At 68.5% G+C, this 25,469-nt stretch carries 28 protein-coding genes; 13 read left to right on the forward strand and 15 right to left on the reverse strand.

Annotated elements, in window-relative coordinates:
• Position 1: 1 nt before the first annotated feature.
• Positions 2–1,744 carry a DEAD/DEAH box helicase gene (locus tag LQZ87_RS09740; RefSeq protein WP_230103269.1) on the reverse strand — a complete coding sequence of 581 codons (1,743 nt, stop codon included), beginning with the start codon at positions 1,742–1,744 and terminating at the stop codon, positions 2–4.
• A 125-nt stretch (positions 1,745–1,869) separates the two neighbouring features.
• On the opposite strand from LQZ87_RS09740, the gene LQZ87_RS09745 reads away from it, so the two are divergent.
• Positions 1,870–2,700 (forward strand): SGNH/GDSL hydrolase family protein, encoded by an 831-nt coding sequence (locus LQZ87_RS09745; RefSeq protein ID WP_230103270.1) that lies wholly within the window; start codon positions 1,870–1,872, stop codon positions 2,698–2,700.
• Here the strand turns inward: LQZ87_RS09745 and LQZ87_RS09750 are convergent, their stop codons facing one another.
• The gene (locus LQZ87_RS09750; protein WP_230103271.1) at positions 2,701–3,510 is read right to left on the reverse strand and encodes an RNA methyltransferase; all 810 of its coding nucleotides are present in this window, start codon (positions 3,508–3,510) and stop codon (positions 2,701–2,703) included.
• A gap of 64 nt (positions 3,511–3,574) precedes the next feature.
• On the opposite strand from LQZ87_RS09750, the gene LQZ87_RS09755 reads away from it, so the two are divergent.
• Both LQZ87_RS09755 and LQZ87_RS09760 read left to right on the forward strand, forming a co-directional pair.
• Positions 3,575–4,414, forward strand: coding sequence for a Sir2 family NAD-dependent protein deacetylase (locus tag LQZ87_RS09755; protein WP_230103272.1), 840 nt, complete (start codon positions 3,575–3,577; stop codon positions 4,412–4,414).
• Positions 4,411–4,995: a histidine phosphatase family protein gene (locus LQZ87_RS09760; RefSeq protein WP_230103273.1), complete on the forward strand. Its 585-nt coding sequence runs from the start codon at positions 4,411–4,413 to the stop codon at positions 4,993–4,995. Before LQZ87_RS09755 ends, LQZ87_RS09760 begins: the two co-directional genes overlap by 4 nt.
• Before the next feature lie 12 nt (positions 4,996–5,007).
• On the opposite strand, the gene LQZ87_RS09765 is transcribed toward LQZ87_RS09760, so the two are convergent.
• From LQZ87_RS09765 to LQZ87_RS09785, 5 genes are read right to left on the reverse strand one after another with little or no spacing between them, the layout of a single operon-like run.
• Positions 5,008–5,814 carry a CoA ester lyase gene (locus LQZ87_RS09765; protein ID WP_230103274.1) on the reverse strand — a complete coding sequence of 269 codons (807 nt, stop codon included), beginning with the start codon at positions 5,812–5,814 and terminating at the stop codon, positions 5,008–5,010.
• Positions 5,811–6,302: a MaoC family dehydratase gene (locus LQZ87_RS09770; RefSeq protein WP_230103275.1), complete on the reverse strand. Its 492-nt coding sequence runs from the start codon at positions 6,300–6,302 to the stop codon at positions 5,811–5,813. The genes LQZ87_RS09765 and LQZ87_RS09770 overlap by 4 nt, the downstream gene beginning before the upstream one ends.
• Positions 6,299–7,447: an acyl-CoA dehydrogenase family protein gene (locus tag LQZ87_RS09775; RefSeq protein ID WP_230103276.1), complete on the reverse strand. Its 1,149-nt coding sequence runs from the start codon at positions 7,445–7,447 to the stop codon at positions 6,299–6,301. The genes LQZ87_RS09770 and LQZ87_RS09775 overlap by 4 nt, the downstream gene beginning before the upstream one ends.
• Entirely contained in the window at positions 7,444–9,414 is a 1,971-nt protein-coding gene (locus tag LQZ87_RS09780; RefSeq protein WP_230103277.1) for a biotin carboxylase N-terminal domain-containing protein, read from the reverse strand. The genes LQZ87_RS09775 and LQZ87_RS09780 overlap by 4 nt, the downstream gene beginning before the upstream one ends.
• 5 nt (positions 9,415–9,419) lie before the next feature.
• Positions 9,420–10,973 (reverse strand): carboxyl transferase domain-containing protein, encoded by a 1,554-nt coding sequence (locus tag LQZ87_RS09785; protein WP_230103278.1) that lies wholly within the window; start codon positions 10,971–10,973, stop codon positions 9,420–9,422.
• A 96-nt stretch (positions 10,974–11,069) separates the two neighbouring features.
• Here LQZ87_RS09785 and LQZ87_RS09790 point away from each other — a divergent pair, with 96 nt between their 5' ends.
• Positions 11,070–11,657, forward strand: coding sequence for a TetR/AcrR family transcriptional regulator (locus LQZ87_RS09790; RefSeq protein ID WP_230103279.1), 588 nt, complete (start codon positions 11,070–11,072; stop codon positions 11,655–11,657).
• Between the two features lie 13 nt (positions 11,658–11,670).
• On the opposite strand, the gene LQZ87_RS09795 is transcribed toward LQZ87_RS09790, so the two are convergent.
• From LQZ87_RS09795 to pdhA, 3 genes are read right to left on the reverse strand one after another with little or no spacing between them, the layout of a single operon-like run.
• Positions 11,671–13,044 (reverse strand): dihydrolipoamide acetyltransferase family protein, encoded by a 1,374-nt coding sequence (locus tag LQZ87_RS09795; protein ID WP_230103280.1) that lies wholly within the window; start codon positions 13,042–13,044, stop codon positions 11,671–11,673.
• The gene (locus LQZ87_RS09800; protein WP_230103281.1) at positions 13,041–14,051 is read right to left on the reverse strand and encodes an alpha-ketoacid dehydrogenase subunit beta; all 1,011 of its coding nucleotides are present in this window, start codon (positions 14,049–14,051) and stop codon (positions 13,041–13,043) included. The genes LQZ87_RS09795 and LQZ87_RS09800 overlap by 4 nt, the downstream gene beginning before the upstream one ends.
• A gap of 1 nt (position 14,052) precedes the next feature.
• Positions 14,053–15,165 (reverse strand): pyruvate dehydrogenase (acetyl-transferring) E1 component subunit alpha, encoded by a 1,113-nt coding sequence (pdhA, locus tag LQZ87_RS09805; RefSeq protein WP_230103282.1) that lies wholly within the window; start codon positions 15,163–15,165, stop codon positions 14,053–14,055.
• Positions 15,166–15,334: 169 nt separating this feature from the next.
• Here pdhA and LQZ87_RS09810 point away from each other — a divergent pair, with 169 nt between their 5' ends.
• Entirely contained in the window at positions 15,335–15,808 is a 474-nt protein-coding gene (locus LQZ87_RS09810; RefSeq protein WP_230103283.1) for an Lrp/AsnC family transcriptional regulator, read from the forward strand.
• Here the strand turns inward: LQZ87_RS09810 and LQZ87_RS09815 are convergent.
• A complete protein-coding gene (locus tag LQZ87_RS09815; RefSeq protein ID WP_230103284.1) occupies positions 15,780–16,715 on the reverse strand; it encodes an alpha/beta hydrolase in 936 nt (311 codons plus the stop codon). The two genes, LQZ87_RS09810 and LQZ87_RS09815, sit on opposite strands and share 29 nt — an antisense overlap.
• A 77-nt stretch (positions 16,716–16,792) precedes the next feature.
• On the opposite strand from LQZ87_RS09815, the gene LQZ87_RS09820 reads away from it, so the two are divergent.
• Positions 16,793–17,521 carry a 3'-5' exonuclease gene (locus tag LQZ87_RS09820; protein ID WP_230103285.1) on the forward strand — a complete coding sequence of 243 codons (729 nt, stop codon included), beginning with the start codon at positions 16,793–16,795 and terminating at the stop codon, positions 17,519–17,521.
• A gap of 47 nt (positions 17,522–17,568) precedes the next feature.
• On the opposite strand, the gene LQZ87_RS09825 is transcribed toward LQZ87_RS09820, so the two are convergent.
• From LQZ87_RS09825 to glgA, 3 genes are all read right to left on the reverse strand, one after another.
• Complete coding sequence (locus LQZ87_RS09825) at positions 17,569–17,823, reverse strand: type B 50S ribosomal protein L31 (RefSeq protein ID WP_230103286.1); 255 nt, start codon at positions 17,821–17,823, stop codon at positions 17,569–17,571.
• 92 nt (positions 17,824–17,915) lie between these two features.
• Positions 17,916–18,701 (reverse strand): ABC transporter ATP-binding protein, encoded by a 786-nt coding sequence (locus LQZ87_RS09830; protein WP_230103287.1) that lies wholly within the window; start codon positions 18,699–18,701, stop codon positions 17,916–17,918.
• Positions 18,702–18,718: 17 nt separating this feature from the next.
• Positions 18,719–19,903: a glycogen synthase gene (glgA, locus tag LQZ87_RS09835; RefSeq protein ID WP_230103288.1), complete on the reverse strand. Its 1,185-nt coding sequence runs from the start codon at positions 19,901–19,903 to the stop codon at positions 18,719–18,721.
• Positions 19,904–19,949: 46 nt separating this feature from the next.
• On the opposite strand from glgA, the gene LQZ87_RS09840 reads away from it, so the two are divergent.
• From LQZ87_RS09840 to LQZ87_RS09850, 3 genes are all read left to right on the forward strand, one after another.
• The gene (locus LQZ87_RS09840; RefSeq protein WP_230103289.1) at positions 19,950–21,194 is read left to right on the forward strand and encodes a glucose-1-phosphate adenylyltransferase; all 1,245 of its coding nucleotides are present in this window, start codon (positions 19,950–19,952) and stop codon (positions 21,192–21,194) included.
• A gap of 36 nt (positions 21,195–21,230) precedes the next feature.
• Positions 21,231–21,866 (forward strand): phosphoserine phosphatase SerB, encoded by a 636-nt coding sequence (gene serB, locus LQZ87_RS09845; RefSeq protein WP_230103290.1) that lies wholly within the window; start codon positions 21,231–21,233, stop codon positions 21,864–21,866.
• 63 nt (positions 21,867–21,929) lie between these two features.
• Positions 21,930–22,619: an alpha/beta hydrolase gene (locus tag LQZ87_RS09850; protein ID WP_230103291.1), complete on the forward strand. Its 690-nt coding sequence runs from the start codon at positions 21,930–21,932 to the stop codon at positions 22,617–22,619.
• A 10-nt stretch (positions 22,620–22,629) separates the two neighbouring features.
• On the opposite strand, the gene LQZ87_RS09855 is transcribed toward LQZ87_RS09850, so the two are convergent.
• A complete protein-coding gene (locus LQZ87_RS09855; protein WP_230103292.1) occupies positions 22,630–23,340 on the reverse strand; it encodes a beta-ketoacyl-ACP reductase in 711 nt (236 codons plus the stop codon).
• Positions 23,341–23,471: 131 nt separating this feature from the next.
• Between LQZ87_RS09855 and LQZ87_RS09860 the strand changes: the two genes are divergently transcribed.
• The 4 genes from LQZ87_RS09860 to LQZ87_RS09875 all read left to right on the forward strand — a co-directional run bounded on the left by LQZ87_RS09860 (position 23,472) and on the right by LQZ87_RS09875 (position 25,459).
• Positions 23,472–24,008 (forward strand): DUF4190 domain-containing protein, encoded by a 537-nt coding sequence (locus LQZ87_RS09860; RefSeq protein ID WP_230103293.1) that lies wholly within the window; start codon positions 23,472–23,474, stop codon positions 24,006–24,008.
• Positions 24,009–24,084: 76 nt separating this feature from the next.
• Positions 24,085–24,450 carry a DUF3099 domain-containing protein gene (locus tag LQZ87_RS09865; RefSeq protein WP_230103294.1) on the forward strand — a complete coding sequence of 122 codons (366 nt, stop codon included), beginning with the start codon at positions 24,085–24,087 and terminating at the stop codon, positions 24,448–24,450.
• Positions 24,447–24,638, forward strand: coding sequence for a hypothetical protein (locus tag LQZ87_RS09870; RefSeq protein ID WP_230103295.1), 192 nt, complete (start codon positions 24,447–24,449; stop codon positions 24,636–24,638). The genes LQZ87_RS09865 and LQZ87_RS09870 overlap by 4 nt, the downstream gene beginning before the upstream one ends.
• Positions 24,635–25,459, forward strand: a complete 825-nt coding sequence (locus LQZ87_RS09875; protein WP_230103296.1) for an SURF1 family protein — start codon at positions 24,635–24,637, stop codon at positions 25,457–25,459. Before LQZ87_RS09870 ends, LQZ87_RS09875 begins: the two co-directional genes overlap by 4 nt.
• The last annotated feature ends 10 nt before the right edge of the window (positions 25,460–25,469 follow it).

Below are 25,469 nucleotides of genomic sequence, written 5' to 3' on the forward strand. Positions count from 1 at the left end.
GCTACGAGCGGACGCGCTTGCGGAGCAGATCGATCCGCTGCTGCAACTGGGCGACTGTCGCCTGTGCGACCGCTGGACCGCCGCACAGGCGGCGGAGTTCGGCATGGACGGCACCGTGCGGCTCGCCCGCCTGCCGTGCGTAAAGGCCGACGAGGCTGTTGAGGAGCTGGCGCTGCTCGCGCAGAGTGCGGTGCAGGGGCTGCGGCAGCGTCGTGACCGCCTCCGGCCCGGTCTGCGCCTCTCTGGCCTCGCGGAGTCTGGACTGGCGCGACTGCCGCTGCATGAGAAGCTCGTGCACGTGCTCGGGCTCGAGAAGCCCGGGAATGCCGATGAACTCCTCCTCCTCCGGCGTCCCCGGTTCTGCGAGCTGCCCGAACTCCTGCCCTTCGAACACGACCCTGTCGAAGTGCGCGAGCGAGGAGATCGCCTGATAGGTGAACTCCTGCGTGAGCGCGTCGGACGCCTCCTCCTCGCGATTCGCGCTCTCCAACAGCGAGTCCTCGAGTCCGTCGTCGTCCTTGCTCTGCCGGTCGAGCGCGTGATCGCGCTGCTTCTCCAGCTCGTTCGCGAGGCCCATCAGCACGGGGACGTTCGGCAGGAACACGCTCGCCGCCTCACCTCGGCGTCTGGCACGCACGAAACGGCCGATCGCCTGAGCGAAGAACAGCGGCGTGGACGACGACGTCGCGTACACGCCGACCGCGAGACGCGGGACGTCGACGCCCTCCGACACCATGCGCACCGCGACCATCCAGCGCGAATCGTTCGCGCTGAACTTCTCGATGCGCTCGGATGCCGTGGCGTCGTCGGAGAGGACGATCGTAGGTTGCTGACCGGTGATGCTGTGCAGGATCTTCGCGTACGCGCGTGCGACCGTCTGATCGGTGGCGAGCACCAGTCCCCCGGCATCCGGGACGTGGTTGCGGATCTCGGTGAGACGGCGGTCCGCAGCCGACAGCACCGCCGGCATCCACTCGCCCTCCGGATCCAGAGCCGTGCGCCAGGCCTGCGAGGTGACGTCCTTCGTGTTGTCCTGCCCGAGGTGCGCCTCGAGCTCGTCGCCGGCGCTCGTGCGCCACCGCATCTTCCCGGAGTACATGTGGAACAGGACGGGCCGCACCACGCCGTCCGCAAGGGCACGGCCGTATCCGTACGCGTAGTCGGTCGTCGAGATGCGCGCGCCCGACTCGTCGGGCGCGTAGGTCACGAACGGGATCGGAGCGGTATCGCTGCGGAACGGCGTTCCGGACAGCGACAGCCGTCGTTTCGCCGGCCCGTAGGCGTCGCGGATGCCGTCGCCCCAGCTGAGCGCGTCGCCGCCGTGGTGCACCTCGTCGAGGATCACGAGCGTCTGCGCGTCCTCCGTCAGGTGCCGGTGCACCGAGGGCTTCGCCGCCACCTGCGCGTACGTGACGACGACGCCGTGGTACTGACGCGATGGCGCCCAGTGGCTGTTGCGGAATCGGGGATCCAGCCGGATGTGCACGCGGGCGGCTGCATCGGCCCACTGGGTCTTCAGGTGCTCTGTCGGTGCGACCACGATGACGCGGTTGATCTCGCCCATGCGCAGCAGCTCGACGGCGAGCGTGAGGGCGAACGTCGTCTTTCCTGCGCCAGGGGTCGCGGCGACGAGGAAGTCCCGCTGATCACGCGCGAAATAGAGGTCGAGAGCCTCCCGCTGCCAGGCGCGGAGCTTGTCCGCCGTCCCCCATGGGGCGCGCTGGGGGAAGGACGGAGAGAGCATCGACTCAAGGGTAATCCCAGTCGCAGACATCGCTCGCCGCCCACCGGTGGCGTCTGCGGCGCGGAGTAGGCTCGATCTCTGCGCGACCACGACTCCTGGCCGCGCAGACGTCGAAGGAGAGCCTGATGACCGATCCAGAAACCTCCAGGACCCCGTACATCGCCAACGAGGGATCGCACCCGTGGCGCCGGTTCGTGGCTGTCGGCGACTCCTTCACCGAAGGGATCGGCGACCCGGATCCGAATGCTCCTGGTGGCAACCGTGGATGGGCTGACCGCGTCGCAGAGGTGCTCGCCGCCCAGGTCGATGACTTCGCCTACGCCAACCTCGCCGTCCGCGGCAAGCTCATCGCTCAGATCGTCGCCGATCAGGTCGAACCGGCGGTCGCTCTGCGCCCTGATCTCATCTCGATCTGCGCCGGCGGCAACGATGTGATCCGTCCAGGAACCGACCCGGACGACATCGCATCCCAGCTCGACGACGCGGTCTCGCGTCTGGCGTCCACCGGCGCCGCGATCATCCTCTTCACCGGCATCGACACGGGCTTCACTCCGGTGTTCCGCCGGGTCCGCGGCAAGGTGGCCATCTACAACGAGAACGTGCGTGCGATCGCCGACCGACACGACTGCATCGTCGCCGACCAGTGGGCGTTGAAGACCGTCCAGGACACGCGCTTCTTCGACGACGACCGCCTGCACTACAACGCGCTCGGCCACCACGAGGTCGCCCGGATGGTGCTGCGCGCCCTGAACGTGCCCAACAGCCTGCAGGCGATGCAGCCGGACCCGCTGCCGATGCGCACGTGGCGCGCAGCGCGCGCCGAGGATCTCGGATGGGCTCGCGAGCACCTCGTCCCCTGGGTGCTGCGGCGGCTGCGGCACCAGTCGTCGGGTGACCTCATCACCGCGAAGCGGCCGGAGCCGTCGCCGGTGCTCCTCGTCGCGGACGACAAGTGATCAGCGCGTGCTGCTCGTGAGCGCCCACAGGGCCACGGCCGCAGCCGAGGCGACATTGAGCGAGTCCACTCCCCCGCGCATCGGGATCGTCACGATCGCATCCGCTGCCTCCAGTGCCGCGTGCGAGAGCCCGTCGCCCTCGGTGCCCAACAGAAGCGCGACCTTCTCGGGTCGGTCCGCCGCATAGGCGTCCAACGGCACCGCGTCGTCGCTGAGAGCCAGCGCCGCGATCGCGAAACCTGCCGAACGCAGCTCCGCGAGACCAGCGCTCGTCTCGTCGATGCGCGTCCACGGCACCTGGAACACCGTGCCCATGCTCACCTTGACGCTGCGGCGGTACAACGGGTCGGCGCAGCGCGACGTCACGATCACGGCATCCGCACCGAGTCCGGCCGCCGCCCGAAAAGCGGCGCCGACGTTCTGGTGCTCGATGAGGTCTTCGAGCACCAGGACGACCCGTGCATCGCGCAGCACCTCGCTCAGCCGCGGGAGGGCAGGGCGATGCATCGACGCGAGTGCGCCGCGGTGCACGGCGAATCCGGTGACCTGCTCGGCGACGTCATCCGGGACGAGGTAGACCGGGACGTCGACGTCTGCGAGCAACGCCTTGAGGCCCGTCACCCATCGCTCCTGCGTGAGCACCGAGCGCGGCATGTGATTGGCCTCGATCGCGCGCTCGATGACCTTCGCGGACTCAGCGATGTACAGGCCGCCCTCCGGTTCCTGCACGCGTCGCAGGACGGTGTCGGTGAGGTTCCGGTAGTCGGCGAGCCGCGGGTCGGCGGCGTCCTCGACGGGCTCGATGCGCATGCCTCAACTCTGCCAGCACGCCCCGGCCTGCGACGCCGCACCGTAGACTCGTCGGGGAGGTCCTGTGAGCGCGACGATCACTGCCGAGCTGTCAGCCGGCATCGAGAGGTCCGCCGAACTCCTCCGCGGCCGCCGCATCGCCGTTCTCACCGGTGCCGGCATCTCCACCGATTCCGGCATCCCCGCCTACCGCGGCGAGGGCGCACGCACCCGCGCCGACCCGATGACGGGCCAGCGCTACCTCGCCGATGAGGCGGCCAGACGCCGCTACTGGATCGGCGGGCACCTGGGCTGGCGCGCGTTCGCGTCCGCCCAGCCGAACTCCGGGCACATCGCGCTCGCAGAGATGGAGCGCGACGGCGTCGTCTCCGGCATCGTCACGCAGAACGTCGACGGTCTGCACCTGCGCGCGGGGAGCACCAGAGTGGTCGAGGTGCACGGCACGATGCGTCGAGTCCTGTGCCTGCACTGCGGTCAGGTCTTCGACCGCCGGGACATCGCGGAACAGATCGAAGACCTCAACCCCTGGATCACTGTTCCCGAGAACATCGCGCTCAACCCCGACGGCGATGTCGCGCCGGAGAGCAGCGACGGCTTCATCGTGCCCGTCTGCACGGTCTGCGGCGGGATGCTGAAGCCCGACGTGGTCTTCTTCGGCGAGTTCGTACCGGCCGATCGCTTCCGCTCGGCGGAGTCGCTGCTGCGCGGGAGCGATGCCCTGATCGTCGCCGGTTCCTCCCTGGTCGTGAACTCAGGGGTGCGGCTGGTCGAACGAGCCCGGAGACGCGGCATCCCCCTCATCATCGTCAACCGCGAGCCGACCCGCGCCGATCCGTGGGCGCACGCCGTGCTGGCCGGCGGAACAGGCGACGTGCTTCCGGCCCTCAAGGAGCTGCTCACGTGACTCTCATCACACTCGTCCGGCACGGTCAGACCGATTGGAACCTCGCGCGACGCATCCAGGGGTCGACCGACATCCCGCTGAACGAGACCGGCCGCGCCGATGCGCTCGCCGCCGCCGAACTGCTCGGCGAGGTGACGCATCACGCCATCTATGCGAGCCCTCTGGTGCGCGCTCACGAGACGGCGCGGATCATCGCGGGACACCTCGGCCTCGACGCTCCGGGGCTGGCCGACGACCTGCGTGAGCGCGAGTTCGGCGAGGGCGAGGGGATGCTCGTCGAGGAGTACCTCGAGCGGTTCGAGAACTGGCACTCCGCGCCCTCAGGCGCCGAGAGCCTCGACGTCGTCCGCGACCGTGCACTGGGAGCACTCGACGTGATCGCCCGGGGGTCCAGGCGTCGTTCGGCGCCGACTGCGGAGTCGATCATCGTCGTCACGCACGGCGGTGTGATCCGCTCGTTGCTCGGCCACGCATCGGGCGGCACGCTGCCGCGCGAGGGGGACGTGCTGCGCAACGGCTCCCTGCACCGGTTCGAGGCGGGGCCGGGGCTGTTGCGGCTGCTGGACCCTGTCGCGATCTAGCCGCCGGAGGGACTAGACCCCGCGCGCCGCGACGGAACGTGCGTGTCGCAGCAACGGCTCGTCGATCATCCGTCCGCGGAAGCGGAACACGCCGCGCTCCCCCTCGGCCGCTGCCAGCACGTCGCGCGCCCAGGCCAGGGTTTCGGCATCCGGCGCGTAGGCCTCCCGAATGGTCGCGACCTGACCCGGGTGGATGCACGCCGTCGCGCGGAAACCGGAGGCCGCGGCATCCACCGCCTCTGCCGCGAGTCCTGCGGCGTCGTCGATGTCGATGTGCACGGCGTCGATCGCCGCCTTGCCGTGAGCGCCTGCTTCCATCAGGACGCGAGCTCTGGCGTACCGGGCGACGTCGCGGTAGCGCCCGTCGCTGTACCGGCTCGAGGTGCCTCCGAGCGAGGCGACGAGGTCCTCGGCGCCCCACATCAGAGCGATCACTCGATCGTGGGCGGCAATGCGGTCGGCCGCACTGACACCGCGCGCTGTCTCGCACAGCGCGATGACCGAGTACGTCGCGTCGAAGACATCGAGCGCGGCCGGGTCCTCCGTCTTCGCGACCATCACCGTACGGAACGGAGAGCCGGCGAGCATCGCGAGGTCTGCGACGAAGTCCGCCGTGTCCGGCGCATTGACGCGCACGATGACGCGTGCCGGGTCGAGATCGGATGCCGCGACGAACGCCCGGGCGTCGGCCTTCGCATCCGCTGACACGGCGTCCTCCAGATCGAGGATCACGGCGTCCGCGCGTTCAGCGGCCTTCGCGAAGCGTTCCGGTCGGTCGCCGGGGCAGAACAGCAGGGCGGGCCCGGCGTCGAAAGTCATCCGTCCTCCTGCGGTGTGCAGTGGATGAGCGTCGTACGCGTGGCCGTGGCGACGACGACGCCGTCCTGGTTGCGCCCGGTGTGGGCGATCGTGACGATGCCCTGCCCCTGACGCGACTTCGACAGCCGCTTCTCCGTGATGACGCTCTCGGTGTACAGCGTGTCACCGGCGAAAAGGGGGTGCGGGAAGGCGATCTCCCCGAGCCCGAGCTGGGCGACGAGCGTACCCTGGGTGAGCTGGGCGACGGATGATCCGACCATGGTCGACAGCGTCCACATCGAGTTCATCAGACGCTGACCGAACTCCTGCGACGCCGAGAACGCGGCGTCCAGGTGCAGCGCCTGTGTGTTCATCGTGAGCGTGGTGAACAGAACGTTGTCGGCCTCGGTGGCCGTGCGACCAGGACGATGCAGGTATCGCGCACCGAGTTCGAACTCCTCGAAGTACAGGCCGCGCTGGAGGATCTCTTTTGAACCCGTGTCGGTCACATGAGCCCCAATCCGCGTGCGATCACCAGCAGCTGCACCTCTGTCGTCCCCTCGCCGATCTCGAGGATCTTCGAGTCACGATAGTGCCGACCGACGGAGAATTCGTTCATGAAGCCGTTGCCGCCGAAGATCTGGGTGGCGTCGCGTGCGTTGTCCATCGCGGCGTCGCCGGCGACGAGTTTGGCGATCGCAGCGGCTTCGGCGAACGACTTGCCCGCGTCGCGCAGTCGTGCGGCGTGGTGCCAGGCGAGCCGGGCCGTGTGCACCCGTGCGCGCATCCGGGCGAGCGTGAACTGCGCGTTCTGCCGCGTGCTGAGTGCGGCGCCGAAGACCGTGCGGCTCTTGGCGTACTCGACGGCGGCCTCCAGGCATCCCTCGGCGGCGCCCGTCGAGAGCGCGGCGATGGCGATGCGCCCCTCGTCGAGGATGCTGAGGAAGTTCTTGAACCCGGAACCGCGCTCTCCGACGAGGTTGCCCGCCGGCACCCGGACGCCGTCGAACGTGAGCGGGTGCGTGTCGGAGGCGTGCCATCCGACCTTGTCGTACGCCGGCTCAACCGTGAAGCCGGGCGTGCCGTTCGGGATGATGATCGTGGAGATCTCCTTGCGGCCGTCGTGCACACCGGTGACGGCGGTGACCGTGACGAAGCGCGTGATCGGGGTTCCGGAGTTCGTGATGAACTGCTTGGAGCCGTCGACGACCCACTCGTCGCCGTCCAAGCGCGCGGTGGTCCGGGTGGCACCGGCATCGCTGCCGGCCTCGGGCTCGGTGAGGCCGAAACCGGCCATCGCCCGGCCGGCGAGCAGGTCGGGCAGGTGCTCCTCGCGCTGGGCGTCGTTTCCGAAGCGGAAGATCGGCATCGCGCCGAGGCTGACACCCGCCTCGAGCGTGATCGCGATGGACTGGTCCACCCGGCCGAGACCCTCGATCGCAAGACACAGTGCCATGTAGTCGCCGCCCTGACCGCCGACCTCCTCGGGGAACGGGAGCCCGAAGAGTCCCAGCTCGCCCATCTGGCCGACGACATCCATCGACAGCGTGTGCGTGCGGTCGGCCTCGTACGCCTGCGGGGCGACGACGGTGTCGGCGAACTCGCGCACCATCGCGCTGAGCTCGAGCTCCTCCTCCGTGAGATCGATGGTCATGATGCTCCTTCGCTGTCTGCGGGTCCTGAGTGTTCTGTCACGGTCGCGACGACCTGGTCGCGCCGTGCCTGATCGCCGACGGCGACCATGAGGTGCACTGTGCCGTCGTGCGGCGCGAGCACCGGATGCTCCATCTTCATCGCCTCGATCGAGACGAGGGGTTCGCCCTTCGCCACGGCCGCCCCCTCGTCCACATGCACGGCGACGACGTTGCCCGGCATCGGAGCCCGAGCCTCTGGACTCGTCTCGGCGTCGGTCGGCCCGGCGGCCGCGAGTCGATGCTTCATGCGTGCCCGACGATCCAGCGGGCGCAGCCGGACGGATCGCCCGCCTTCGCTGACCCACACCGCCCCGTCCGCGTCGATCGCCGCCGGGACGCGGGCCGCAGCGATGCCGGCGGCATCCGCTTCGGCAGAGGTCCCGGTCTCAGCATCCGCCCGTCCGTCCAACAGTTCACCCGCGTCCGTCAAGAACGCGACCTCCCGCGCCCCCGCATCCGTCAGCGCCGCCCACACGTCGCCCGCCCGTGAACTGCCTTGCGCGACGAGACTTGCGCTGGCAACAGCATCCTCACCCCGCAAAGCAAGTCTCGCAGCGTCGACCATGCGGGGCGAGACAACCGCGGGGGCGACAGGCAGCAGCGTCTCGATCAGCCCGGTGTCGAGGTCTCCTGCCACCACGCGCTCGTTCGTCACGAGCATGCGCAAGAACTCGACGCTCGTCTCGACGCCGAGGATGACGACATCGGCCAGCGCCGCGTCGAGCTGCTCCAGCGCCGAGCGCCGGTCCGTCCCGTGGGCGACGACCTTCGCGATCATCGGGTCGTAGAAGGCGCTGACCTCGCTGCCCGTCTCGATCGCGGCATCCACGCGCACCCCGGAGGGCGCGTCGAAGCGCAGAACTCGACCTGTCGAGGGGAGGAACCCGGTCGAGGGCGACTCCGCGTAGACGCGCGCCTCGACAGCGTGCCCGGTGACCGGCGGCACAGCCGGCAGGGCGTCTCCTGCCGCGACCGCGAGCTGCAGCGCGACGAGGTCGAGTCCCGTGACGGCTTCGGTGACCGGATGCTCCACCTGGAGCCGCGTGTTCATCTCGATGAAGAAGAACTCCTGGGGGGCATCCGCGTCGACGAGGAACTCGACTGTCCCCGCACCCACGTAGGACACGCTCTCCGCCGCACGTACTGCCGTGTCGAACAGCCGCTCGCGCACTCCGTCCGGCAGACCGGCCGACGGCGCCTCCTCGATGACCTTCTGATGTCTGCGCTGTAGAGTGCACTCGCGCTCGCCGAGAGCGACGACTGTGCCGTAGGAGTCGCCGAACACCTGCACCTCGATGTGCCGAGGACGGGAGATCAGGCGCTCCAGCAGCAGCGCGTCGTCCGAGAACGCCGCCTTCGCGACGCGACGAGCGGAGGCGAGGGCGGCAGCCAGATGCGCCTCATCCGCGACGACCTCCATGCCCTTGCCGCCGCCGCCTGCGCTGGGCTTGACGAGCAGCGGGTAGCCCACCTCGGCAGCGCGGACCGCGATCTGCCCGTCCGTCAGGCCGGTCGCGTCGAAGCCGGGGACGACGGGGACATCGCGCGCTGCGACCTGCTCTCGCGCCGTGGCCTTGTCGCCCATGATCTGCAGCGCCTGCGTGGACGGGCCGATGAAGACCACGCCGGCATCGGCGCAGGCCCGAGCGAGGGCCACGCTCTCGGACAGGAAGCCGTAGCCGGGGTGGATTGCCTGGGCGCCGGTCTCGCGGGCTGCGCGCATGACCGCGTCCACGTCCAGGTAGGACTCGGCTGCCGGCGCGGGGCCGATCCGTACGGCGACATCGGCCTCGCGGACGTGCGGGGCGTCGGCGTCGGCGTCGCTGTATACCGCGACGCTGCGCAGGCCCTGCTGCCGAAGGGTGCGGATGATCCGTCTGGCGATCTCGCCGCGGTTGGCGACGAGGACGGTGTCGAAGGTCGTCATGGGTCTCACATCCGGAAGACGCCGAAGCGCGGTTCGGGCAGCGGGCTGCGGGCGATGACGTCGAGTGCGAGCCCGAGGCGGTCGCGGGTCTCGTCCGGATCGATGATGCCATCGTCCCAGAGCCTCGCCGTGGCGTAGTAGGGCTCACCCTGGTTCTCGTACTGGGCGCGGATCGGCTCTTCGAAGGCGGTACGCTCGTCGGCGCTCCACGAGTCGCCACGGGCGGTCAGCTGGTCCTCCTTGACGGTGGCCAGTACGGACGCCGCCTGGTTCCCGCCCATCACCGAGATGCGACTCGCCGGCCACGTCCAGAGGAAGCGCGGCGAGTACGCACGGCCGCACATCGAGTAGTTGCCCGCACCGAACGAGCCCCCGATGATCACCGTGAGCTTGGGGACGCGTGTTGTGGCGACGGCGGTGACCATCTTGGCGCCGTCCTTCGCGATGCCGCCGGCCTCGGCATCGGATCCGACCATGAAGCCGGTGATGTTCTGCAGGAACAGCAGGGGGATGCCGCGCTGGTCGCACAGCTCGATGAAATGCGCGCCCTTGAGTGCGGACTCGCTGAAGAGCACGCCGTTGTTGGCGATGATGCCGACCGGATGCCCGTGCAGGCGCGCGAATCCCGTGACGAGCGTCGTGCCGTACTCGGCCTTGAACTCGCGGAACGAGTCGCCGTCGACGAGCCGGCTGATGACCTCGTGCACGTCATAGGCGGCGTTCACGTCGACGGGGACCACGTCGTACAGACTGGATTCGTCGTCAGGTGCCCTGGATGCCGTCACCTCCCAGGCCGGTTGAGCAGGGGCCGGCAGCGTCTGCACGATATCGCGGAGGATCTCGAGGGCGTGCTCGTCATCCTCGGCGAGATGGTCGACGACGCCGGAGCGTCGAGCGTGCAGCTCTCCCCCGCCCAGTTCCTCGGCCGTGACGACCTCGCCGATCGCGGCCTTCACGAGCGGCGGGCCGCCGAGGAAGATCGTTCCCTGATTGCGGACGATCACCGTCTCGTCGCTCATCGCCGGCACGTAGGCGCCACCAGCGGTGCACGATCCGAGGACGGCCGCGAGCTGCGGGATCCCCTCGGCGCTCATGCGCGCCTGGTTGAAGAAGATGCGTCCGAAGTGGTCCCGATCCGGGAACACCTCGTCCTGCTTGGGGAGGAAGGCTCCCCCGGAGTCGACGAGGTACAGGCACGGGAGACGGTTCTCGATCGCGATCTCCTGTGCGCGCAGATGCTTCTTCACGGTCATCGGCAGGTAGCTGCCGCCCTTGACCGTCGCATCGTTGCACAGCACCATGACGTGCCGCCCGTGGACGAGCCCGATGCCGGCGATCACGCCGGCTGCCGGCACCTCGCCACCGTACAGGCCGTCAGCGGCGAGCGGAGCGACCTCGAGGAACGGACTCCCCTCGTCGAGGACTCTTGTGATGCGCTCGCGTGGCAGGAGCTTGCCCCTGGCCACGTGGCGCTGGCGCGACGACTCCGGCCCCCCGGCGGCCGCTACGGCCAAGCGCGCATGCAGCTCGGCCGCGAGCGACTGCTGTGTCACTGACATCGTGTCGTCCTCCTCGACTCACGTGGTGGCATCCATCGCACGTTTTCGGTTAGTGTTCACTAACCCGATAATTTAGGTTAGCGAGCGTTAACTGAAATGACAAGCCCTCTCACCGCCAGGGATCGTGCGAAGGCCGAGCGCGCCGATGCGCTCCTGACCGAAGCGGCACGCCTGTTCGCGGAGCGCGGATACTCCGGCGTGAGCCTGGAGGACATCGGCGCGGCCGTCGGCGTCTCCGGCCCAGCCGTGTACCGCCATTTCAGCGGAAAGCAGGCGCTGCTCGGCGCCGTCCTCATCAAGGTCAGCGAGGACCTCGTCAGCGGGGGCTTGCGCGTCGCCGAGGAGGAGCAGAGCGCCGAGGATCGGATGCGGGCGCTCGTGGGCTTCCACGTCGACTTCGCCCTCGGGAACGCCGACGTGATCCGCGTGCAGGACCGGGACCTCGCGCATCTCTCCGATGAGGACCGTGCCGACGTGCGCCGGCTGCAGCGCGAGTACATCGACATGTGGATCTCGGCACTCTCGCCGCTGCACAATGCGCCGGCGGACGAACTGCGGCTGCGCGTTCAGGCGTGCTTCGGCCTGATCAACTCCACGCCGCACAGTACCCGAAGCGCCACACGCTCGAAGAAGTCGACCGCGGCGATCCTCAGCGCGATGGCGCACGCTGCGCTCATCGCCTGAGGATCGCCTGCGCTCACCCCAGCAGCATGGCGCGGCCGGGCTCCTCGAGGATGTCGGCCACGTCCTTGACGAAGCGCGCGCCCTCGGCGCCGTCCACGATGCGGTGATCGAACGAGAGGCTCAGCGTCATGACCTGGCGCAGGGCGATCTCTCCGCGGTACTCCCAGGGCATCCGCCGGACAGCGCCGACAGCCAGGATGCCGGACTGCCCTGGCGGCAGGATCGGCGTGCCTGCGTCGATTCCGAACACGCCGATGTTTGTGATCGAGAACGTGCCGCCGGCGAGGTCGGCCGGCGACGTCTTGCCCGACCGCGCGGTCTGCGTCAGCGCACCGAGCGCATCGGCCAGCTGCGGCAGCGTCATGCGATCAGCATCGCGGATGTTCGGCACGATCAGGCCGCGTTCGGTCGCTGCCGCGATGCCGAGATCGACGTAGTGCGGCTGAACGATCTCACCCGCTTCCTCGTCCCAGCGGGAGTTCAGACCCGGGGTGCGACTGAGCCCCAGGCACGCGGCCTTCGCGACGACGACCAGGGGTCCGATTCTGTGCTCGGAGAGCGAGCGGTCGGCCTTGAGGCTCGCGATGAGATCCATCGTGGCCGTGACATCGACCGTGTGGAACGTCGTCACGTGCGGTGCCGTGAACGCGCTCTGCACCATCGCTGCGGCCGTGTGCTTGCGGACGCCGCGGATCGGGATCCGCGTCTCGCGCTCCGTCGAGCCGGTGAACAGAGTCGGCTGCGCAGCAGGAGCCGCCTGCACCTCGACGTGTCCGCCCACGCGCTCGGCGTACGCGTCGATGTCGTCGCGCGTGATGACCCGATCGCCGACCTCAGCCGCGACGAGCGCGATGTCGACGCCACGTCGCTTGGCATGGGCGCGGACCGGCGGTGTCGAGCGGGGCCGCTCGCCGACCGCGGCGGCAGCGGCGGTCTCCGGCAGCGCATCGTGCGGTGCTGCTTCCAGGACGGCGGTGTCGGCGGCGACGGACGCTGCGGCGCCACGACGGGCGCGACGTGCAGGGCGGGCCTTGCTGGAGGGCGCGGCGCCGTAGCCGACGAGGTTCGGGGGCGTCTTCTCCTCCGCCGCGTCCTCGACCGGTTCCTTGGCAGCGGCATCCTCGCCCGGACCCGTCGCCGGCTCGTCACCCGCGACGTCGAACTCGATCAGTGGAGCGCCGACGTCGACGGTCTCACCGGCTTCTGCATGCAGCGTCGTCACTGTTCCGTCATAAGGCGATGGCAGCTCGACGACGGCTTTGGCCGTCTCGACCTCTGCAAGCGTCTGGTTCAGCGTGACGGTGTCGCCGGGGGCGACGAGCCACTGGACGATCTCGGCGTCGGCGAGACCTTCACCGAGGTCAGGGAGGCGGAACTCCTGGATCATGACTCGGCTCCCGTCAGGCTGTTGGGACGGTCGAGGACGCGGTCGACGGCATCCAGGATCCGGTCCAGGTCCGGCAGATGGAACTTCTCGAGCTTCGCCGGCGGGTACGGCACATCGTGCCCTGTGACGCGCACCGGAGCGGACTCCAGGTATTCGAAGCAGCGTTCGGTGATGCTCGCGATGACCTCAGCCGCGACACCGGCCTCGCGAGAGGCCTCGTGTGCGACGACGACACGGCCGGTTCGACGGACGGATGCCGCCACCGTGCCGTAGTCGACCGGCGAGATCGAGCGCAGATCGATGACCTCGAGCGACAGGCCTTCGTCCTCGGCTGCGGCCGCCGCATCGAGCGCCGTCGTGACCATGGCACCGTAAGTGATTACGGTGGCGTCGGTGCCCTCCCGGACGACGTGCGCGAGCCCCATCGGAGGCGCGTCGGCGAGCGGGGCGTCCAGATCGACCTCGCCCTTGTGGTGGTACAGGCGCTTGGGCTCGAAGAAGACCACTGGATCGTCCGAGGCGATGGCCTGCTGAAGGCAGCGGTAGGCATCCTGCGGATTGGACACGGTGATGACGCGGAGTCCAGCCGTGTGCACGAAGTAGGCCTCAGGGGACTCGGAGTGGTGCTCGGCCGCCCCGATGCCGCCGGCCCACGGAATGCGGATCGTGATCGGCATCTTTACGCGGCCCTGCGTGCGGTAGTGCAGCTTCGCGACCTGCGACACGATCTGATCGAACGCGGGATACACGAAGCCGTCGAACTGGATCTCGACCACGGGGCGGTAGCCGCGGTAGGCCAGACCGACCGCCGTGCCGACGATGCCCGACTCGGCGAGCGGCGTATCGATGACTCGCGCGGCGCCGAACTCGTCGAGGAGCCCGTCGGTGATCCGGAAGACGCCACCGAGCTTGCCGATGTCCTCCCCCATGATGACGACCTTGTCGTCATCATGCATGGCCTGGTGAAGGCCGGCGTTCAGTGCTTTGCCGAGGGTGAGTTGCGTCATCTCAGGCCTCCTCGAAAGTCGCAAGGTACGCGGCGTACTCGTCGCGCTGGCGGTCGATGCCGCAGTGCGGCTCTGCGTACACGCCGTCGAAGACGGCGAGCGGCTCGCGGGTGACCATGCCCAGGCATTCGGCGCGCATCTCGCGGGCCATCTTGTCGGCGTCGGCGTGCGCTGCGGCGATCTGCTCGTCGTCGATCTCGCCGAGGCTGCGCAGGTACGACTCGACACGGGCGATCGGGTCCCTCGTCTTCCACGACTCGAGCTCTGCCGGGTCGCGGTACCGGGTGGGATCGTCGGACGTCGTGTGCGGGCCCATCCGGTAGGTCACGGCCTCGATGAACGCGGGACCCTTTCCGGAGCGCGCGTGGTTCAGCGCCCAGCGCATGGCGGCCATGCAGGCGAGGATGTCGTTGCCGTCGACACGCATGCTCGGGATGCCGAAACCGGGCGCTCGGCCGGAGATCGGGTACTGCGACTGCAGTGCGACCGGCTCGGAGATCGCCCAGTGGTTGTTCTGACAGACGAAAACGACCGGCGCCTGGTACGACGCGGCGAACACCATCGCCTCGTTGACGTCGCCCTGGCTGGTGGCGCCGTCGCCGAAGTATGTGACGGCGACCTCGGGGGCCTGCTCGTGCTTGATGCCCATCGCGTAGCCGACGGCGTGCAACGACTGCGCTCCGATGATGATCTGCAGCGGAGCGACCCGCATCTGCATCGGGTCGTACGGAGCACCCTCCTCGCCGCGCCAGACGCGGACGAAATCGCCGGGCTGGGCGCCGCGAGCGTAGATCACACCGGTTTCGCGGTAGCTCGGGAAGACGAAGTCGATCGGGTCGAGCGCACGGGCGGTGCCGATCTGCGAGGCCTCCTGCCCGTTGCACGGAGCCCACAGTCCGAGTTGTCCCTGCCGCTGCAGAGCGACGCCCTCGGCGTCGATGCGGCGCAGGATCACCATGTCGCGGTGGAGCGAGCGCAGTTGTGCTGGATCGACATCGGCGACGAACGGGTCGAGCTCGGGGTTGCTGAGTCGGGTTCCGTCCGGGGCGAGAAGCCGCTCGGCGAGTTCAAGATCCTGCGCTGTGTCTGCGATCGGAGTGGTCTGCGATGACATCTTCGTCCTCCTGTCGTGTGTGTCCCTTGTGGGGACGTTCACGCCGTGCACCGACGTCTTCATCGGTTAGTTCGAGGGTACGTCCGTTTGTCAGCACGCTCAAGCATCTACGCCACGCTTGAGCATGTTGCGCAATTCGGAGCGTGCGCACCTGCTATGGTTTGGCACTATGTCCGCCCTCGATCGTGTAGACCTCGAACTGCTGAGTGTCCTGTCCGAAGACCCGCGCACAACGGTCGTCTCGCTCGCCGAACGCCTCGGCCTGTCGCGCAACACCATCCAGGCCCGGATGGCTCGACTCGAACAGACCGGCGTCTTCCTGTCGTACGAGCGATCGTTCTCGCCTGAGGTACTCGGCTTCCCGCTCCAGGCGTTCATCAGCATCGGACTGCGTCAGACAGAACTGCCGCGGATCACCGCCGAGCTGGCGAGAATCCCTGAGGTGCTGCAGGTGCACGGACTCAGCGGATCGATCGATCTTCTCGCCCGCGTCGCGTGTCGCGACGCCAGGCATCTCTTCGACACGGATGCCCGGATCCTGTCGATCGAGGGCGTCGAGCGAACAGAGACCTCCCTCGCCATGGGCGAGGTCATCCCCTACCGTGTCGCCGGACTCATCGGCCTCGCGCGACGGGAACCCTGAGGAAGCGGCGGATCGCTCCGGCAGCCTCCTCCGGAGTCTCGTAGTGGATGAGGTGGCCGACGTCGGCGATCTCGACGAGTTCGGCGTCGGAGAAGAGCGTCGCCAGACGCCGCTCCGCCTCGATCGGGGTGATGTCGTCGTCCTGCGCGGCGATCAGCAGCGTCGGTACGTCGATATCAGGAGCGAACTCGCGCACGTCGTGCGACACGCTCGCGACGAAGGCGTCACGGAGCACGTCACGATCGGCGAAGTCGGAGAAGTACGTGTCGTGCTGGCCGTGGATGAACCGGCGCAGGTCGGAGTCCTTCGTCTTGGCCATGGCGATGCTCATGCCGCGGACGATCAGCCCGTTGCGCAGCAGCGCGGTGCCCAACGCGGCCGGGAGCTTCGCTCCGAGGCCGTAGTACAGCACGGCGAGCTTCGTCAGCACACCCTTCGGACCCTCGAGTGCCGGCGCACCGATCGGGTTGATCAGGATGAGCCGTGGGGTCTCGAGGCCGCCGGCGACGGCGGCCGACGCGACGATGGATCCGAAGGAATGCCCCAGGATGACCGCGTCGGGGGCGACCGCCGCCGCGAACTCCGTGAGCCATTGGGCGTACGCGTCGAGATCGTGCGTGCGACCGGGCAGCGGCGCGGTCTCCCCGAAGCCCGGAAGATCCGGCGCGATGACCCGCAGCTCCGGCAGGTAGGCCAGGACCGGCTCGAGGCCGTGGTGCTCACCGCGGAAGCCGTGCACCGCGATCACGGTCAGCGGCGCGCGCTCATCACCGCCCTCGCTCGGCGTCTGTGCTTCCGTCGATGGTCCGTACGTCCAGTAAGCGGTCCGCCCACCGGTCACATCGACCTCGTGCCGTTCGATCTGGATACGGCTGAGCCGTTCGGCGTAGGGCGACGGGATGGGCATGCATTCAGTCTACGGGCGAGCCTTCGCCGCCATGTCGGTGGCCATCCCTACCGTTGGGCGAGACAGAGGAGAATTTCATGGCAATCGATCAGGAGCTCCCGAACTGGCTCGGGCGCATCGGCGTCTTCGATCTCGAAACCACCGGCGTCGACGTCACGGCAGACCGCATCGTCACAGCGCACGTCGGAGTGCTCGACGCGAAGGGACGCGAGATCGCCGCTCGCTCATGGATAGCGGACCCGGGCGTTCCCATTCCGGACGGCGCCGCCGCCGTGCACGGGATCTCGACGGAGCACGCACGTGCGCATGGCCGTCCGGCCCGTGAGGTCGTGACGGAGATCGCCGGATCACTGCGCGCCCTGTTCGACCAGGGCCTCCCCGTGGTCGCGTACAACGCCTCATACGACTTCTCACTGCTGACCAACGAGTGCCTCCGGCACGGCATCCCGCCGCTCGAGGCGCCGGGCCCGATCATCGACCCGCTCGTCATCGACAAGGCTTTCGACCGCTACCGAAAGGGCAAACGCACGCTCGAAGTCGTGGCGGAGCATTACGGCGTCTCATTGGACGGCGCGCACGAGGCCTCGGCCGACGCGATCGCCGCAGGGCGTGTCGCACAGGCCATCGCGCGCAGCTTTCCGCTCGCCGAGACCGCGCAGGAACTGCACACCCGTCAGATCGGCTGGGCGCGAACGCAGGCCGAGAGCCTGACCGAGTACTTCGTCCGCATCGGCCGCATCGAGCCGGAGGAGGCGCTCGACGGGACCTGGCCCGTGAGAGGGCGCGCCCCGCAGCACGAGGCCTGAACACGAAGAAGGCCCCGCCGGAGCGGGGCCTTCTTCGTGCGATCAGCTTACTTGCTGCCGCCGAAGCCCTTGAAGCGCTGGTTGAACTTCTCGACGCGACCGGCCGAGTCCATGATGCGCTGCTTGCCCGTGTAGAACGGGTGCGAAGCCGAGGAGATCTCGACATCGATGACCGGGTACTCCACGCCGTCGAGTTCGACGGTCTTGTCGCTGGTGACGGTGGAGCGGGTCAGGAAGGTCTCGCCCGAGCCCAGGTCGCGGAACACGACGTTCTTGTAGTCGGGGTGAATGTCAGTCTTCATGGGGTTCCTTAGATGGTGCCCTGGATTGTGCCAGGAGCGAGGGAAGTCTGCGGCGCGAAAGCACCAAGGATCGATTCTAGCAGATCCTCGGCTCAGGACGTGGCGCGGGCCGCGTAGCGGCCGTCCTCGGCGGACAACGTGATCGGCATGCCGAACGCCTCGGTGAGAGCATCCGCCGTCAAGGTCTGCTCGATCGGGCCGGCCGCGACGACGCCGCCGTCGCGGAGAAGCAGCACGTGCGTGAAACCGACGGGTATCTCCTCGACGTGATGCGTCACCATCACCATCGCCGGTGTGGTCGGCGACGAGGCGTAACCGCTGAGGAGCCCGAGCAGCTCTTCGCGGGCTCCGAGGTCGAGGGATGCCGTGGGCTCATCGAGCACCAGGAGCTCGGGATCCGTCATCACCGCGCGGGCGATCTGGACGCGCTTCTGCTCGCCGTCGCTGAGCGTGCCGAAAGTGCGATCGGCGAGGTGGTCGAGCTTCCACTCCCCCAGCACGCGCAGCGCGCGGCGCTCGTCGATGTTCTCGTACTGCTCGTTCCATCGGCCGGTGACCGAGTAGGCGGCGGTGAGCACGACGTTCAGGACGCTCTCCTCGCGCGGGATGCGCTTGGCCATCGCCGTGGACGCGAAGCCGATCCGCGGACGGATCTCGAAGACGTCGGTGCGCCCGAGGGTCTCGCCGAGGATCTCGACGCTTCCCGACGTCGGGTGCATGAGCGTGTCGGCCAACTGCAGCAGGGTGGTCTTGCCGGCGCCGTTCGGCCCGAGCACCACCCATCGCTGGTCGTCTGCGACCTGCCAGGTCACATGATCGACGATGTTGCGCCCGTCACGGCGCACGACGACATCGGTGAAATCAAGAGCGCTCGGCATGCACCCAGCCTATCGGCTCAGTCGATCAGCTCCGCGTAGAGGGCGCGCGTGGTGTCGGCGATCGCCGCCCAGCTGAACTCGCGTGCGGCTCGCTCCCGCCCGGCGCGGCCGTACTCGGCGGCACGGTCGACATCGGAGACGACCTCGGTGAGAACGGCTGCGAGATCGGCGACGAACCGGTCGGGGTCGAGCGGTGTTCCCGTCCCGTCCTGCGCCTGATCGATCGGGACGAGGCGGCCTGTGACGCCGTCGTCCACGACCTCGGGGATGCCGCCGGTGGCCGTGCCGACGACGGCTGCTCCGCACGCCATCGCCTCGAGGTTCACGATGCCGAGGGGTTCATAGACCGATGGGCATACGAATGTCGTGGCCGCCGCGAGGATCGCGCTGAGCTGTTCGCGGGGCAGCATCCGTTCGATCCAGATCACGCCCTCACGGGACTGCTGGAGGCGGCGCACCCCCTCCTGCACCTCGGCCATGATCTCCGGCGTATCAGGGGCCCCTGCGCAGAGCACGAGTTGCACGTCCGGCGGCAGCAGCTCCGCCGCGCGGAGCAGGTACGGCAGGCCCTTCTGCCTCGTGATGCGTCCGACGAACACCACGGACGGGCGTGTCGGATCCATCCCGACAGACGCCAGGAACTCCGGGTCGTCGACGGGCTTCCACCGGTCGACGTCGATGCCGTTGTGGATCACGCGCACTCGCGCGGGGTCGACGTTCGGATAGCTGCGCAGGATGTCCGCCCGCATACCGGCGGACACGGCGACGATAGCTGTGGCGTTCTCGTAGGCGAGCTTCTCGACTCCGCTGGAGACCGCGTAGCCGCCGCCGAGCTGTTCGGCCTTCCACGGCCGCAACGGCTCGAGGCTGTGCGCGGTGAGCACGTGCGGGATGCCGTGCAGCTGCGATGCGAGGTGCCCGGCGAAGTTCGCGTACCAGGTGTGGCTGTGGACCAAGTCGGCTCCAGCGACGTCGGAGACCATCGTGAGGTCGGTGCCGAGCGTCTGCACGGCGGGATTCGCATCCGCAAGCTCGCGAGGCGTCCGGTACGACTGCGTCCCCGGCTCGGAGCGCTCGGCACCGAACGCGCGCACCCGCACGTCGATGGATTCGCGCAACGCGGCGACGAGCTCGGCGACGTGCACTCCAGCGCCCCCGTAGATCTCCGGTGGGTACTCTTTGCTGATCATGTCCACGCGCATGTCTGAACGCTAGTACAGCGACCCGTTCGGGTTCTATGGTGGAGCCATGGCAGCCCCAAAGAAGGTCTTCGGCATCATCCTCGCCGGCGGTGAGGGCAAGCGGCTCATGCCGCTGACAGCGGATCGCGCCAAGCCGGCCGTTCCGTTCGGCGGCCAGTATCGGCTGATCGATTTCGCGATCTCGAACCTCATCAATTCGGGCCTGCGCCAGATCGTGGTGCTCACCCAGTACAAGTCGCACAGCCTCGACCGTCACATCACGCAGACCTGGCGGATGTCGGCACTGCTGGACTCGTACATCACCTCGGTCCCGGCGCAGCAGCGTCTGGGCAAGCGCTGGTTCTCGGGTTCTGCGGACGCGATCCTGCAGAGCCTGAACCTCATCAACGACGAGAAGCCGGACATCGTCGTCGTCATCGGCGCCGACCATGTGTACCGGATGGATTTCCAGCAGATGGTGGATGCGCACATCGCCTCTGGTGCCGCGGCGACCGTCGCCGGCATCCGTCAGCCGCTCGCCCTCGCGAACCAGTTCGGCGTGATCGATGCCGACCCCGACGGATCGGGACGGATCCGCGCATTCCTCGAGAAGCCGACGGATGCCACGGGTCTCGCCGATTCGCCGCACGAGGTGCTCGCGTCCATGGGCAACTACATCTTCGACGCCGACGCCCTGATCGCGGCGGTGGAGGCCGACGGAGAGGTCGCCACCTCGAACCACGACATGGGCGGCGACATCATCCCCTACTTCGTCGAGCGAGGCGAGGCGGCGTACTACGACATGAAGCAGAACGACGTGCCGGGTTCCTCGCCGCGTGATCGCGCCTACTGGAGAGACGTCGGCACCATCGACTCCTTCTTCGACGCGCACATGGATCTCATCGCGACGCTGCCGGTGTTCAACCTGTACAACACGCTGTGGCCGATCCGCACGCAGAGCGTGAACGCGCCCCCTGCGAAGTTCGTCCGCGACGCCGTCGGCCGCATCGGCAACGCGATCGACTCGATCGTGTCACCGGGTTCTGTGCTCTCGGGCACGCACCTGGAACGCAGTGTCATCGGGCCAGGCACCCTCGCCGCAGGCGGCTCGACGATCACCGACTCGGTGGTCTTCGACGGGGTCGTCGTCGGCCAGGGAGCGCGGGTTCACCGAGCGGTGCTCGACAAGAACGTCGTGATGCTCGACGGGGCGACGGTGGGCGTCGACCGCGACCGCGATCTGGACCGCGGATTCACCGTGACCGAGTCCGGGATCACCGTGGTCGGCAAGGGCGAGCTCATCGAACGCTGATCAGCGGGCCATCGATTCGGCGCTACGCTCGATCGCGTGACTGCTGCGCGTTTCCTCGTCGTCCTCGATGCCGATTCCACGCTGATCCAGGATGAGGTGATCGAACTCCTCGCCGATGAGGCGGGTCGACGCGACGAGGTGCAGGCCGCCACAGAAGCCGCGATGCGCGGCGAGATCGACTTCGCCACGAGCCTGCGCTCACGCGTCCACGCGCTGACCGGTGTCGGAACTCGTTCCTTCGAGCGCGTGCGCGCCAGGGTCAGGCCGACGATCGGCGTCCGCGAGCTCACGTCCGCGATTCACGAGCGCGGAGGTGTCGTCGGCGTCGTCTCCGGCGGGTTCCACGAGATCCTCGATCACGTCGCCCCGGAGCTGGGCGTGGATCGATGGCGCGCGAATCGCCTGGCCGTCACGGATGACGCTCTGACCGGTGCTGTCGACGGCGAGATCGTGGATGCCACGGTCAAGGCGGGTTCGCTGATCGACTGGGCACGCGAGCTCGGTGTTCCTCGGCGCGCGACGATCGCGATCGGCGACGGCGCGAACGATCTCGAGATGATGGCGGTTGCCGGGCTCGGGCTCGCGTTCAACGCCAAGCCCATGGTGCGCGCGTCCGCGGATCTCGTGATCGGCCAACAGGATCTGCGCGCGGTCATCCCACTGCTGCCGTGATGTTCCCCGGGCTCGATCGCCCATGTCTGGTCGATGTCCGAGGGTTCGCGTAACGTTCGCGACATGGACATCATTCTCGTGCCTGGTCTCTGGCTGGATGCCTCCTCGTGGGACGATGTCGTCCCTGCCCTCGAGGCCGCTGGGCTCCGCCCGGTCCCGGTGACGCTTCCCGGCCTCGGCGAACCCGCCGAGACATCGGCCGGCATCGGCATCTCCGACTGGGTCGACGCCGTGGTGCAGCAGATCGATGCGGCGTCCGAACCCGTCGTGCTCGTCGGGCACAGCGGCGGCGGCAACGTCGTGTGGGGTGCGGCCGACGCCAGGACAGACAGGGTGGCGCGGGTGATCTTGGTCGACACCGTGCCGCCTCCGCCCGAATCGGTCATCTCCGAGTTCGCGCTCGTCGACGGTGTCATCCCGTTCCCCGGGTGGGACTTCTTCCCCGATCAGGACGTCTACGACCTCGATGAGCAGACTCGGGCTCGCACCCTTCCGCTGACGCGTTCCGTGCCGGCGCGCGTACCGACCGACCCCATCCAGCTCAGCGGTGCACGGCACACCGTGCCCGTGACCATGCTCATGGGCGGGATGAGTGCGGAAGAGTTGGAGAGCGAGCTCGACCAGTGGGGCTCATACGGCGACGAGTACCGCGCGCTCCGCGACGTCACCGTCACAAAGGTCGGCAGCGGGCACTGGCCGCAGTTCTCGCAGCCCGCACGGCTGGGCGAGCTGATCGCCGCCGCCGCCCGCTAGGTTTCGTTGGTCAGTGGCCCATTCCCAGGCCGCCGTCGACGGGGATGACCGCGCCGGAGATGTAGGCAGCGTCGTCGCCGGCGAGCCAGGTGACGACACCCGCGACCTCTTCCGGCGTCGCGAAGCGGGCAGCAGGGATGTTCGCCTTGTACTGCTTCTGGGTCTCTTCAGGCAGTTCGGCCGTCATGTCGGTCTCGATGAAGCCGGGGGCGACGACGTTGGCCGTGATGCCTCGGGCGCCGAGTTCACGAGTGAGCGAGCGCGCGAACCCGACCAGCGCGCTCTTCGACGCGGAGTAGTTGACCTGTCCTGCGGAGCCGTACAGGCCCACCACGCTCGAGATCAGGATCACGCGGCCGAACCGTGCTCGCAGCATGCCCTTCGAAGCCCGCTTGACCACGCGGAACGTGCCGCCGAGGTTCGTCGCGACCACACTGTCGAAGTCGTCCTCGCTCATCCGCATGAGCAGCGTGTCCTTGGTGATGCCTGCGTTGGCCACGACGACTTCGACGGGGCCGAGCTTGTCCTCGACCTCGGTGTACGCCGCGTCGATGGAGGCGGCATCCGTCACGTCGGCGCGCACCGTGAGCGTGCCCTCCGGACCCTCACCGCTTCGGGCCGTGACGGCGACGCGGTATCCGTCGCGGACGAACCGCTCCGCGATCGCGCGGCCGATGCCGCGATTGCCGCCGGTGACGAGGACGACGCGTTCTGAACTCATGAGTGCACTCCCGGAGGGCTGTTCGAAGGGACCCGAGCCATCCTATCCGGGCACATCTCCCCGCCCCGGGACACGAGATTCACGACAAGATGGATACGACCACCGAACGGCATCCGATGAAAGGTACCGCGATGAGCGACAGCACGAACCAGGGCGATCACCCGGCGCTTCCGCCGCAGGCCCCGCCCTACTCGCCACCGCCCGCAGCCGCGCAGTATCCGGCGCAGCCCGCTCAGCCGCCGTACCCCGCTCAGCCGCCGTACCCCGCGGCACAGCAGTACCCGCCGCAACAGCAGTACCCGGCTCAGCAGCAGTACCCGGCCGCGCAGCCGTATCCCGGAACTCAGCAGTACCCCGGCGTCCAGCCGTACGCACCGTCCCGGCCGACCAGCGGTCTCGCTGTGACGTCTCTCATCACCGGCATCGCAGGAATCGTCCTGAGCTGGGCCTTCCTGCCGCTGCTCGCCTCGATCGCCGCCGTGATCACCGGTCACATGGCGCTCAAGCAGACACGCACCAACCCGGCACTCGGCGGACGAGGCATGGCGATCGCCGGCCTCATCCTCGGGTACGTCGGGGTCGCGATCCTCGCCTTGACCCTCATCTTCGGGATCCTCTCGCTCTTCGTCATCGGCAGCGCGGGCTTCGTGCCCTTCCTGCTGTCCTGACACGCGTGCCCCGACGCGGCGATCCTGCCGCGATTGCGACTCCGGCATCGCCCGCGCGGCGTAGGCTGGAGAGATCGTGAAACAGTCGCATGCCGCACCTGTGACCTCGCTCCCGCAATCCCCGCAGGACGAGGCATCCGGTCGTGTGCGCCGGTACTGGATCACCATGGGGATCCGAATGGTGTGCTTCGCGCTGACCGTGCTCGTGACGCCGTACGGCTGGTACACCTGGGTGTTCGCGGCAGCGGCTGCGATCCTGCCGTACATCGCCGTCGTGTTCGCGAATGCGGTGAGTCCGACGGCCACGCCCCCGGCCGAGTCGCCGACGCAGGAGCTCAGCGCCCCGGCTCCTGCGGCGCCTCCCGCTGCCGCCGATCCGACCATCATCACGATCCAGGAGCGTCCAGCTGTGACCGAACGCCGCGAGGACGACGAGAAGTGACGCACGAATGCTCCCGCGCCGGCTGCCGGCGCGATGCGACGCAGCACATCGTGTGGCGCAACCCGCGGATCCACAGTGCCGATCGCGAGAAGATCTGGCTCGCCTGCGATGAGCATGCGGTGTTCCTGCGCGATTATCTGGCGGCGCGGGACTTCCCCGTCGCCGTCCGTGAGGGGCTTCCTGCGTGAACAACCGGTTCGTCCGCTGGGGCGTCTACCTCCTCATCGCAATCGCCTTCGCGATCGCCTGCGTCTTCCTTTCGCAGTGGCAGTTCGACCGCAACGAGACCCGCGCCGCGGACATCGCGCTGGTCGACCAGAACTACGACGCCGACCCGGTGCCGCTGGACGACCTGATCGGAACCGACGGCGGGCTCGGCACCGACGACGAATGGCACCCTGTTCTGCTTCAGGGCGAGTACCTCGCCGACGAACAGGTCCTCGTTCGCAACCGTCCGCACGGCGGGACGAGCGCGTTCGAGGTTCTGGTGCCCTTCCAGAACGAGGACGGCAGGATCCTCATCGTCGACCGCGGCTGGGTTCCGCCAGGCGAAGGCGATACCCCGGATGCCGTCCCCGCGCCGCCGTCCGGCACCGTGGAGGTCACTGTCCGCCTGCGGCCGGGCGAACAGCTTCCGTCTTCGGGACGCAGCGCCCCCGAGGGACAGGTGCCGACGATCCACCTGCCGACCGTCGCAGCCGGCCTCGACGGCGACGTCGTGACCAGCGCCTACGGCCGGCTCGTCGACGAGACCCCGTCACCGGAGACAGCACTCGGAGGGTTCGAGTCGCCGACCGACGATCCGGGCCCGCACCTGTCCTACGCGATCCAGTGGATCCTGTTCGGCGTGATGGGTTTCATCTTCATCTTCTACATGATCCGCACCGAGGTGCAGAAGCATCGCGAAGAGGCGGAAGGCCGTCCCGCTGCGGCTCCGAAGGTGCGCCGGCGCGACCGGGACGCCGACGTCGAGGACGAGCTCCTCGACGAGGTCGGCAGCGGGCGCTGAGCCGCGGCGG

The sequence above is a fragment of the Microbacterium sp. Bi121 genome (assembly GCF_918698005.1).
In the GTDB taxonomy this organism is placed as follows: Bacteria; Actinomycetota; Actinomycetes; order Actinomycetales; family Microbacteriaceae; genus Microbacterium.